Origin of the sequence: Enterococcus larvae (assembly GCF_017830045.1) — a bacterium.
In the GTDB taxonomy this organism is placed as follows: Bacteria; Bacillota; Bacilli; order Lactobacillales; family Enterococcaceae; genus Enterococcus_L; species Enterococcus_L larvae.
The window spans coordinates 475,021-487,068 of sequence record NZ_JAEDXU010000002.1; the positions used below are offsets into that span (position 1 = coordinate 475,021).

8 protein-coding genes are annotated in these 12,048 nt (G+C 39.7%); 3 read left to right on the forward strand and 5 right to left on the reverse strand.

Annotation, left to right across the window (positions count from 1 at the left end):
- Window positions 1-191 precede the first annotated feature (191 nt).
- Window positions 192-2,090, forward strand: a complete 1,899-nt coding sequence (locus I6N96_RS06275; RefSeq protein WP_209556681.1) for a fructose-1,6-bisphosphatase — start codon at window positions 192-194, stop codon at window positions 2,088-2,090.
- A 35-nt stretch (window positions 2,091-2,125) separates the two neighbouring features.
- Here the strand turns inward: I6N96_RS06275 and I6N96_RS06280 are convergent, their stop codons facing one another.
- Both I6N96_RS06280 and I6N96_RS06285 read right to left on the reverse strand, forming a co-directional pair.
- The gene (locus I6N96_RS06280) at window positions 2,126-2,818 is read right to left on the reverse strand and encodes an ABC transporter ATP-binding protein (RefSeq protein WP_209556683.1); all 693 of its coding nucleotides are present in this window, start codon (window positions 2,816-2,818) and stop codon (window positions 2,126-2,128) included.
- Window positions 2,819-2,831: 13 nt separating this feature from the next.
- Entirely contained in the window at window positions 2,832-4,358 is a 1,527-nt protein-coding gene (locus tag I6N96_RS06285; protein ID WP_209556685.1) for an ABC transporter permease, read from the reverse strand.
- Between the two features lie 163 nt (window positions 4,359-4,521).
- On the opposite strand from I6N96_RS06285, the gene I6N96_RS06290 reads away from it, so the two are divergent.
- Together I6N96_RS06290 and I6N96_RS06295 are read left to right on the forward strand one after the other, a co-directional pair.
- Window positions 4,522-5,658, forward strand: a complete 1,137-nt coding sequence (locus tag I6N96_RS06290; RefSeq protein ID WP_347339066.1) for a serine hydrolase — start codon at window positions 4,522-4,524, stop codon at window positions 5,656-5,658.
- Window positions 5,659-5,912: 254 nt separating this feature from the next.
- Window positions 5,913-7,829 carry a heavy metal translocating P-type ATPase gene (locus tag I6N96_RS06295; protein ID WP_209556687.1) on the forward strand — a complete coding sequence of 639 codons (1,917 nt, stop codon included), beginning with the start codon at window positions 5,913-5,915 and terminating at the stop codon, window positions 7,827-7,829.
- A 76-nt stretch (window positions 7,830-7,905) separates the two neighbouring features.
- Here the strand turns inward: I6N96_RS06295 and wecB are convergent, their stop codons facing one another.
- The 3 genes from wecB to I6N96_RS06310 form a co-directional block, all read right to left on the reverse strand.
- Complete coding sequence (wecB, locus tag I6N96_RS06300) at window positions 7,906-9,003, reverse strand: non-hydrolyzing UDP-N-acetylglucosamine 2-epimerase (RefSeq protein ID WP_209556688.1); 1,098 nt, start codon at window positions 9,001-9,003, stop codon at window positions 7,906-7,908.
- 112 nt (window positions 9,004-9,115) lie between these two features.
- A complete protein-coding gene (locus tag I6N96_RS06305; RefSeq protein ID WP_209556690.1) occupies window positions 9,116-9,967 on the reverse strand; it encodes a diguanylate cyclase in 852 nt (283 codons plus the stop codon).
- Window positions 9,960-12,041, reverse strand: a complete 2,082-nt coding sequence (locus I6N96_RS06310) for a cellulose biosynthesis cyclic di-GMP-binding regulatory protein BcsB (protein ID WP_209556692.1) — start codon at window positions 12,039-12,041, stop codon at window positions 9,960-9,962. The genes I6N96_RS06305 and I6N96_RS06310 overlap by 8 nt, the downstream gene beginning before the upstream one ends.
- Window positions 12,042-12,048: the final 7 nt, after the last annotated feature.

The window sequence follows — 12,048 nt, forward strand, 5'->3', positions numbered from 1 at the left end:
TCATGAAGCGAGATACAAAAAACGGTGACCTCTTCCTCCATGTTGCTTTCAGATTACAAAAAATAGTCTGGTGCAGTGTGAATGGTCCGTTATCAGGACACCGTTTTTTCTCGCCGAAAAACATACAGTCAAAGCAAAACTGGTCGATCCTAGAAGTCCTATTCTTTGATCTCCCGCAAGGAGGAAAATAGATGCAACAGCCTAAAAATGAATTGATTGCTGAAATTGTCAATCTTGAAGCCATTTTGAATCTCCCTAAAGGAACAGAGCATTTTGTCAGTGATTTACATGGTGAATTTGACGCCTTTGATCATATATTGAGAAACGGATCTGGAAGCATTAGAGAAAAGGTTCGTTCCATATTTGGAAAGGTTCTTTCTGAAGAAGATATTGATTCTCTGTGTTTCCTGATCTATTATCCAACTGAAAAAATCGGACTATTGAAACAAGAACAGCAGCTGACCTTCTCTTTTTGGTATCGAACCATACATCAGCTGATTACATTAGTCAGATTTTGTTCCTGCAAATATACTCGCTCCAAGGTTCGGAAAGCATTACCTGAAAAATATGCATATATTTTAGAAGAGCTGATCTATCCTTACGACGAAGAAGCAGATAAGCAGGATTATTATGAACGAATCATTGAAAAAATCATTGATTTAGAAGAGGCAGAGTTCTTTGTTTCAGCTCTCTGTTTCCTGACACAGCGCTTGATCATCGATCATCTACATGTAATTGGCGATATCTATGACCGAGGACCCCATCCAGATAAAATCATAGATAAGCTAATCGACTATCATTCAATCGATATCCAGTTTGGAAACCATGACATTATCTGGTTGGGTGCCTTTTGCGGCTCTAAAGCCTGCTTGGCAAATGTTTTACGAATCTCTGCCAGGTACGGAAATCTTGATTTACTAGAGACTGCTTATGGTATAAATCTTGATTCTTTCAAGCAGTTTAGTCGTAAATATTATACATACAACTTAGCCTTCCAACCAAAGAAGAATCCCTATCGTACTTTGACAAAAGAGGAAACTATGGACAGTATGCTGATTCAGCAAGCAGCTGCCGTCATCCAACAAAAGTTGGAGGGGCAAATAATTCTTAGACGACCGGACTTTAACATGACAGATCGACTGCTCCTAGATAAAATCAGTGGTAAAGCAATAACCATCAATCAAAAGGACTATCGTTTGGTCAACGCTTGTTTTCAGACCATTGATCATAGAGACGCCTATTTATTGCTACAGGAGGAAGAAGATGTATTCAATGATCTACTTCAGCAGTTTCAACAATCAAAACGACTAAAAAGGCATATGTCTTTTCTAATGGAAAAAGGTTCTCTGTATTTAAGCTATAACCAAAATCTGTTGATTCATGGTTGTATTCCATTAACAGAAAATGGCGATTTTCAAGTAGTTACTTTCCGAGGAAAAAGCTATTCAGGAAAAAAATTATTAGATTACTTTGACCGGTGTATTCAGACAGCCTTTGCTAATCGATCAAGCAATATTGAAGAATTGACGGATATTATTTGGTACCTGTGGTGTGGAGAAGGCTCTTCTCTTTTTGGTAAGAAGGCAATGAAAACCTTTGAACGTTATTTTCTTGAAGACACGGAGCTTCATGTCGAAAAGAAGAATCCGTATTATCAACTACGAGAACAGGAAGCAACCTGTCAAAAGCTGCTGCATGAATTCAGCACTGATCCAGATAAAGGCTGTATCATCAATGGTCATACGCCTATCAAGGTAACGAAAGGTGAAACACCCATCAAAGCAAATGGAAAAATGCTGGTGATTGACGGCGGTTTTTCCAAGTCTTATCAACGTATAACTGGAATCGGCGGCTATACGCTCATCTATAATTCCTACGGTATGCATCTGGCTGCTCACAAGCCCTTTACTCATAAAGCTGCTGCTATCAAGAACAGCGATGATATCATTTCCACTAGACAAATCATCGATCGGAAAGTCGATAGAATCAAGGTTCGAGATACAACGATAGGGAAAAGGCTCAGTCACGAAGCAGACAGCCTGCAACACTTATTGATCGGACAAACAAAAAATCAGAAAAACGAAAAGTAATTTCCTTCGTTTTTCTGATTTTTTTGTAGGTCTTGTTACGCCTCTGAGTCCATCACTTCTTTTTTATTGGTCTGCTTTTCAGTAAATTGATGATTTTTAAGTTCGTAGACAGTATCACAAGCATTTGCTACATCCTGTTCATGTGTCACGATAATGATGCATTTATGTTCATCATGTGCGACCTTTTGGAAAAGCTTCACAATATCCTCAGATGTTTTTTCATCCAGATTCCCAGTGGGCTCATCTGCTACGATCAATTCATGATCACAGCAGAGTGCACGGACGATTGCCACCCGCTGCTGCTGTCCACCGGAAAGCTGTGTCACACTCTTTTTCGCCAGCACCTCATCGATTCCCACTGTAGCCAACTGTTCCAACGCATAGGCTTTCTTATCTTCCTTTTTCAAGCCTGATATTGCCATTGCAGTCAACACATTATCTAATGCTGACATATACGGCAACAGATTGTACGCCTGAAAGATGATTGACACATCATTTCTACGATAATTTCTTAAACCAATATTTTTTAGCGATTCACCATTATATTGAATCGTTCCTGCCTTAGGCACGTCCAAACCGGATATCAATGAAAGAAACGTCGTTTTCCCAGAGCCGCTGGCACCAAGAATTGCGTACATTTTTCCTTTATGAAACTCCAAATCTATATCCTTATATAAATAATCCTGCTCGTTGGTATACCAGTAGCCAACATTCTTTGTTTCAAGCATATGCAATTCCCTCCTAAGTTGTCAGTATTTTCCGAGGCTGTAGACGAATGATGCCGATTGATGATAGTAGTATAGAACCAAAGCTGATCAGGATACCCATACCAGCCAGCATGACGATTTGGTCAGCAGTCACTGTGATATCCATTTCCTGAATTTCCTGTGCGGCTTCCTGAGAGCTGGCACCAATACTACCGAAGTTGCCTCCACCTCTGTTGCCGCTAGGTCCGCCTTGCCCCATTTCGTTATCATTTGAAGCCGTTTGTGTAGATTCTGTCTGCTGTTCAAGCAGCTGCTCGCCGATAACATTTCCAACAATGTTTCCGCTGAACGATGCTACGACTAATGCAAACAACATACACACCAGAATTTCTGTAAAGAATTGCATGATCACTTTCACTCTTGCCTCACCCATTGAAAGAAGTACACCAATTTCGTATCTTCTTTCGCGAATGGTCATCATGACAATCAATGTCAAAATAATCACACCAGCTACCGCCACTAAAACAACGATATTCGTTGCAAAGCTGGCAACATTGTTTAATGGCTGCAGCATTTGCTGATACATTTGATCATTTGTCTGCAAGCTGAATGTTTCTGTATCAACTAGCTTCTCAGCTTCTGCTACGAACTGATCCATACTTTCAGGATCTGACAATGTATAGGAAGCAGAATCGATTGTCCCCTCAGAATCATCGCCTTTTAATGTATTTGCGAAAGTATATGAGCTATAGAGCATATTTGCAGGATTCAAAAAGTTGAACATCGTGCCCATGCTGCTGCTGCTTTCAGATGTTTCATAGATTCCTTTGATTGTTACTTCATAAGTTGTCTCTTCATCCTCGGGGCTTGTAATTGTGAATGTATCTCCTACACTCAATTCGTTTGCTTCCGCAAGTGTCTGTTCAATTACAATATTATTTGTTCCCTCATCCTCTGCGGTAATTGCTTCGCCTTCAACGATGCTTGATGTTCCTTCGGAAAACCCAGAATACATTGACAGCTCCATGACACCTGTCACTTGAAAATCGCTTTGCATCATCGCAGCTGCACCGCCGGCTTCTCCGCCTCCCATCATTTCTCCACCAGGAGCGCCTCCCATCATTCCTTCGCCTTCTGTTGCTGTAGACGAGGAGGCCGCAGTATTTTCATCCTCTGAATCATCTGAGCTGGAAATTGGTGTAATATCATCTGTTGCTCCTGCAGACGATGATGAGATAAAGGAATAGCTTTTCACATTATCCAATGCAGAAATTTTTTCTGCATCCTCTAAATTTACCGGTGTAACAGTAAAACTGCTAGGGTCCGGCCTTTCACTTCCATCCTCGCCTTCTGAACGCTCCATTCCATTCTGGCGATTAGTCGACAGTGTTACTGTCGCTCCAACACTCTTCTTAGCATTTTCAGTTGCTGATAAGGCTGCACTTCGAATCGTCAGCCCCGCTAAGACAAAAATCAAGATTGCAGAAAATACTGCACTTAACAGTAATGTCCTTCCCTTTTTTGCCTTCATACTTAATAATGCTCGTCTTATAAAATCCATATAATAGCCTCCTAGCCAAATAATCATGTTGGAACAAGTAACACTTTATTCTTATCAGCTTAAATAGAACTTAAAAATACCGATCTCATCTTCATCTTGCAAAAGAATTCGAAAAATGATTAAATGGAACTGTCTCAGAATTATTTTAGAGAGGAAAAAAATAGTGGAGAAAAAGAAAATAGGCTTTTATGGTTCGATTTTCTTTATTTGTTTCTTTTTGATCATTGTCTTCTTCTTTTCTACACATACCTTTGATTATGCTGTAGAACAAGAAAGTCAATCATCTACTTCAGTATCTGCTCTTGAGTCAACGACCCCATCAGATATTGAACAAGCTATAGAGTCGAATCAAGAAACGTTTGATTCACAGGCAATTTTTGATGCTTCGATCGCTTTGGGTTCTGTCGATTCAGTAACACAGGATAGTGCTTCTGCACAAGCAATGATCAGGACAGATATTCAACCGTCCATAAGTAACGCTTCTGAACAGGCTTTAGTAACTGATGAATCAGAAATGCCTGTCGAAGATAGTAAAACAACGGCTGAAAAGAAGTTCTATGAGCAAGTGCAAAAAGCAATAGACAAGGCCTCTGCTTCCTTTGATGGAACAATGGCCATCACTTACGTAGATCTGACAACAGAAACTCAGCTCTCTATCAATGATGAAAAAGAATTCTATACAGCCAGTACAATCAAGGTTCCCTTAGCAATGATGGTTGCAGACAAAGTAAATGAAGGCGTATTGAAATGGACTGATAAAATCACCTATAAAGAGGATACCGACTACGAAGAAGGAACAGGGCGAATCCTCAATGATATCCAGCCTTCATACACTTTACAGACCTTGCAGGAGTACAACATCACCTATTCAGATAATATTGCTAAAAATATGCTCTATGGTCTTTTCGGTGGCAATGATCAGGCAAAACGGCAGCTGTACAGATACTTTTTCAATAGAGAAGCAGATGTTGAAGATACCAAGTTCACTTCGGCAGATGGCGCTGAAATTCTTTTAAGGCTTTATGAAGAAAAAGAAACAAACAAAGAATATCAAAAAATCTATGATTACATGAAAAAAACAGTTTTCCACGAACGACTGGAAACTTCCCTTACAACTGGGAAAGTCGCTCATAAAATCGGCTCCTATGATAACGATATTCATGATATAGGTATTCTTGAATCCTCTCACCCATTCATCCTCTCGGTTTTTACCAATGGAGAAAATGGGAAGGAAGCTATCTCAGCAATTACCGATCAACTGTGGAAGCTGCAGGAAGAGCAATATCCTACCAGTAATTAAAAGAACAGTACGCAAATCTTGCGTGCTGTTTTTTTATTGAGCAAACTTCCCTTTTATTTTTTTCAATCAGGAGCGACTCTTTTTAATAGTAATCCATTGATAATGATTATCATTACAGATTAGAAAAAATACAATTAAAAACCTTTATAAATAGCTATTTTTCTAATTGATAACCACTATCGTTCTCAATTAGATATATTTATTATCAATTAGAGTATATTCTGTGTTATGCTCTAATTGAGGAGGCGATCATCATGAAATTATCAAAAGAAAAACAGGCATTATTAGCTACTACCCTGTGCTTTCTATTTATGGTTGCCGGTTTGATCATGGAAAAAATCGGCCTAACTATTTACCCAACAGCATTTATACTGGCTATACTATTCGGTGGTTTCAAACAGACCAAGGAAGGTATTATTGACACATTTGAAAACAAGCATTTGAATGTTGACTTACTTATGGCCTTGGCAGCAATTGGCGCTTGTATTATCGGCAATTGGTTTGAAGGAGCTATGCTGACCTTCATTTTCTGCCTTAGTGGTGCGTTAGAAGAATATGCAACAAATAAAAGTAAAAAAGAAATATCCAACCTGATTAATCTACAACCTGAAACAGCTTTGAGATTACACAACAACCAGACTGAAGAGGTTCCCGTCAGTGAGCTCCAGATAGGCGATCAGCTTTTGGTACCAAAAGGAGCTGGGGTGCCAATCGATGGTATTCTTTTAAATGGAAACAGCTCTATTGACGAAGCTGCGGTTAGCGGAGAATCGATTCCAGTCGACAAGAAAGACGGTGATGAGCTTTTTGGCGGAACAATCAACCTAGGAGAAGCCTTTACCATGACTGTCACAAAAGACAGTGAAGATACCTTGTTTGCAAAAATCATTCGACTTGTGAACGAAGCGCAGAACACACCTTCACAGACAGCAAGCTTTATTAGCCGAATTGAAAATATTTATGTCAAAGCCGTTTTGATCATTATTCCCTTGATGATCTTCATCCCTTATCTTTTTCTTGGATGGAGCTGGGATGAGAGCTTCTATCGGGGGATGGTTTTATTAGTAGTTGCTTCCCCTTGTGCTCTTGTTGCTTCAGCCACACCCGCCACACTAGCGGCTATTTCAAACGGCGCCAGAAATGGTGTACTATTCAAGGGTGGCGTCTATCTGGAAAATCTTGCTGAATTACGAGCAATTGCTTTTGATAAAACAGGGACATTGACCGAAGGAGCACCAACAGTTACGAATGCAGTCTTTCTAAGCGATAACAAGGAAGGACTCGATATTTTACTTTCTATGGAACAGAAATCTACCCATCCGTTAGCTCAAGCAATTCTGGCTTATTATAAGGATGAGTCCATTCCGTTATTCGAAGACCTGACCGTTCGCAATGTTATCGGCTTTGGGATGGAAGCCGATGTATCAGGATCTGTCTGGCGAATCGGGAAGCAAACCTTTTCTGAAACAGCACCCTTCTCAGAAGAATTGCTTCAAGAAATCGAAGCTCTTCACAATGAAGGAAAAACAGTGATTTATCTATTTAAAGACGATCAACTTGCTGCCTATTTTGGTTTATTGGACTTACCTAAATCGGAGGCTTATCAGGTTCTTGCTTATTTTACTGAAAATGATATTCACACTACAATGATTACCGGAGATCATTTAAAAACAGCTGAAGCCGTTGGAAAAGCTCTTCCAATCAATGAGATCCATGCAAATTGTCTACCAGAGGATAAAACTCGCTTGATCAAAGAGCAAAAAGAGAAATATGGTGTCAACGGTATGGTCGGTGATGGTATCAATGATGCACCGGCACTTGCAAATGCTGCGATTGGCGTGGCGATGGGTGAAGGAACAGATGTAGCGATGGATGTTGCAGATGTTGTACTTATGAAAAACGATTTGGAAAAACTGCAAATGAGTCACATTTTATCGAAGAAGCTGAAACGGATCGTTACTCAAAACATTGTTTTCTCTGCAGCGGTCATATTACTACTGATTCTTTCCAATCTATTTCAAGTCATTAATCTGCCCCTTGGCGTGATCGGACATGAAGGAAGTACTATTTTAGTTATCCTAAATGGATTAAGATTATTGAAAACAATTCCAGTACATCCTACTGATGAACAAAAAGGTATTAAACATCAGAAACTGGCTGAAAGTCATTAGCTTTATTGATGTTAACCACCAACAGAATAAACAGAGAAACAGCTCAGCCGAAGTATCGGCTGAGCTGTTTCTCTGTTTAAAGTTTTTCTTCAAGGATATCTGCGATTCGTTTTGAAGCCAGTCCATCACCATATGGGTTACTGGCATGACTCATCCGTTCGTACTCCTGAGGGTCCTCCAACAGCTGCTTGAAATTCTTATAGATGGTTTCTTCATCTGTTCCGACCAGCTTGAGAGTTCCCGCTGCAATCCCCTCCGGACGTTCTGTCGTATCTCTCATAACTAGAACCGGCTTACCTAATGAAGGAGCTTCTTCTTGAATCCCACCACTATCCGTTAATATCAAATAGCTTCTTTCCATAAAATTGTGGAAATCAACGACCTCTAAAGGTTCGATCAAACGAATCCGATCATCCCCGGAAAGATATTTATCAGCAATCTCTCGTACCTTAGGATTCAAGTGTATCGGGTAAATGGCCTTGACATCTTCATGCTCATCAACGATTCGTCTGATTGCCCGGAACATATGCTCCATCGGCTCTCCTAGATTCTCTCTTCGATGTGCTGTTATCAAGATCAACCGATCAGTCCCTACCCAGTCCAACTCTGCATTATGGTATGAAGACTTCACTGTCGTTTCCAGAGCATCAATTGCCGTATTCCCTGTCACATAAATATCAGAAGCCTGCTTCCCTTCCTTCAGCAAGTGTTCCTTTGCTGTTTCTGTTGGTGCAAAATGAAATTTGCTGATCAATCCTACTGCCTGACGATTAAATTCTTCTGGAAATGGAGAATAAATATTGTAGGTTCTTAGCCCAGCCTCTACATGCCCCACCGGAATTTGCAGGTAGAAGCAAGCTAGTCCTGTCGCGAAAGTTGTTGTTGTATCACCATGCACCAATACAACATCCGGCTTCTCCAGTTCCAGTACCTTCTTTATGTTTAATAGAATGGCACTGGTCACATCGAATAATGTCTGGTTCGCTTTCATTACAGATAGGTCATAGTCCGGCTTTACATCAAATACATTCAATACTTGATCCAGCATCTCTCTATGCTGTCCAGTCACGCAAACCTTGACCTCCAAGCTTTTACGACTTTTCAACTCATTGACTAAGGGACACATTTTGATAGCCTCAGGTCTTGTGCCAAAAACTAATAATACTTTTTTCATTCTGCTTCGCTCCCCTTCTATTCAATATTCCATGAATGCCTACTCACGACTGCTCTTATTGAAACGGTCTTGCTTAGACCCATTTCAATAAGTCACATCTCTTTTTTATTCTTCAGACATCATACTGCAACTCTTTGATTCCTGCCGCCAAAAGATCTGTTGATGTTTTGTTTTCTTCTTTATCGTAATTAGAAATTGAAATAACCAACTCTATTTTGACACTACCAAGAATCTCTGATATAGCAGCTTTTTTTTGGAAATCCTCCTTCAATCGAGCGCGTATGATTTTCAATTCATTGATTTCATGAAAAGTCAGGATTCCCCAAGTCGGAACACTGTGATCAATAATATACTTGAAATTCTGTTCATTGAAATAGGTATTGACCTGTTCCGTAATGAGGTGAATCAGCTCTTTTGTTTGATCGTTAGTTAATCTGCTTTTTAGACTGTCCCAATACCGAACACGAATGACCATCATATTGAGGTGTGCTGGATGATCCTGTGTCCCCATCGATAACACCGCAAAGTCTTCATCAAACATGTTCAATGTTCGAAGATTTGTTTCCTGATCCAAAGCACTCAATCGTGTATTGTTTCGTTTCAGCCTGATATTTTCAGCGATTTGCTCCCTAAGCTGCAATGTAATCCCATAAATCAATAAACAAAGGACAGGCGGCACAATCAGCCAAAAAGCATAGCCTAAAGTAAAGCCGTCTTTATACATGCTGACATAAAAAACATAGACAAGCTGACCAAAGAAAAACAGCAGGTTAAAAATTAAGCCTGTCACAATATTGGTGAAATAAGTGATAATCACTAAAATGAATGTAATCATCAAACAGATGAGATTGAAGAAGAAAGTATTTGGACCAACTGACATAAAAATTGCTGTCAGTAAAACAACAGTCATAAAGCCTAACAGACTGAGGTCCATGATTACGCCACGCTTGTTGTTATCATTCATCACGATTCCCTCCTCTTTCACCTGTATTGGAATAGTAACGCTTGATGATATAATATAGAACCAACGCTACCAGCACTACAGCTAATATGAAGACAACGCTATAAACTAACGCATCTCTTCGGCTGACAATTCTTGAAACAATAGATTCCTCTTCTTCTGCAGAAGCTTCTTTTTTGAAACGATAATCATATCGGCGATAGTCTGTATCTACAACAACAGCATCTCCTTGATAAATAGACGTATTCGCCTGAGACTTCAACTGAGTAGATGCCAAATAGACATTTTCAGAATCAACACCTGTCAAAATAAGCGAAACTGCCTCTTTGTTATAGGGAGAAAACAGCAGTTGAGCTGTTCCTATACTCTTTCCGTATTCCGATTCAATACTTAGCTTCTCATTAGAAACAAAGGTATCAAAATCATCGGAATATTGGAAATACAGCTCCTTGTTCAGCTTTTTGATCAACGGATTATCTTTAGGAGTACCCAAAATAATCAAATTGTGAGAAACCAGTTCATTTTTAGATGGTTCATCTTTATAAAAAGTGATGTCTCCTGTATTACTTTGCGTATAGTTCCCTAGAAGGTTAAGAACATTCGTTAATGCCTTGAAATAGTCTGCGTTCAGTTTTTCAGGTAGAACAATACCTAAATCAGCAAAGGTTTGGTTTTGGATAAAGATATTAGGGTAATTTGAAAACAATACTTCCTCGGATTCTTCCGTTTGTATAAATACATTGGAATCATTTTGAATCAGAGCCCACGGCGTATCTCCATTGTGCAGGATTTCCGGATTACTGACATTCAAATCGAATGCCACTTTAATGACAAAGGCATCTGATATTTCCAACCCATCTGGAAAGTTCAACTGCAGCTGATCTCCGTTAGCCTTGCTTTTACTTAATTTCTTACTTCCTACAGGTAGATCATTCACGTAAACAGTAACGAGTGAATGATCAAAATCCAAATTATCAGAATACTTCATATGAATATCAAGAGAGCTGCCATCGGCATTATTTCTATCTACAGGCAGATCTACAAAATAGACTTGCTCTTGATGATAGCTGCCTACCAGTTGATCACCGCTGGAAGTCAAAGGAATATTCCCATCAAATTCCAAAGAAGAGGTAAAGGTTTTAGTATTGGCATCAATGACTTTCTCCGCTTTTTCAGTCTGAGTCATCAATTCTTCATTCGCAATATAGCGCCCGGCATTCATCAATTGTGCTGTATCCTTTGATGTTGCCACCAGCACATGCTGGTCTTCTGTATTGAAAAATTTCAAAATCGCCTTGTCACTCACTTCTTTTTCATCAATCTGACTCTTGTATTTGTCAGGCAGCTGGTCATAGCTGCTGATAACCAGTAAATAAGGCTTGTTCAATACATCTTTCTCATCTAAAGAATGCAAAGGTAAGTAATTTTCACTCGTTGTGATGATTCTTGAGACCCCTGTTAATGCATAAGAAGCTGCGGAAAGCTCCTCAACTGATGCATTCTCCGGAACTACGATAGCGCTTTGCTGATTTGCAATCGTATCGGCTCCGGCAAAGTGATTATAAAACGAGTGGATCGTATTTTCCGGCAGAATCAAATCATACTGGAAGTTCACATTAGAGCCATCATAGATGGTCAGCCAATTCGCAGGAGTCTGGACTAGCTTGTAGCTGTCGGAGCCTTCTGCATTAACGATCTGACCTTCAATCGTAAGCGTATTTGAACCGCTGATCAAATCCAAGGGGATGTCGATCGTCTCCGTTTGAATGTCTGTTGTTTTGCCAGGACGCCACGAGTAAAATTTGACCCCGTTGACAGCCACTGTAATATCAGAGTTTTCTTCATTTTCCAGCTGGGTGATTTGGTATTTTAGATTGAATGTCGCTTTTTTAACATCCCAATAATCAATTTTGGTGAAGTACATCGTTGCTTTAACAGAGGTTCCTGTCAAAGAACTGGTTACATTTTGAAACGGTTGACTAAAGGTATGGTTACTCTGCTCCTCAGTTTCTGCATGTGCTGTAGCTGGAACACCTATAAATAAACAAACAGCTATAAATACAAATAATTTTTTCATCTTCATC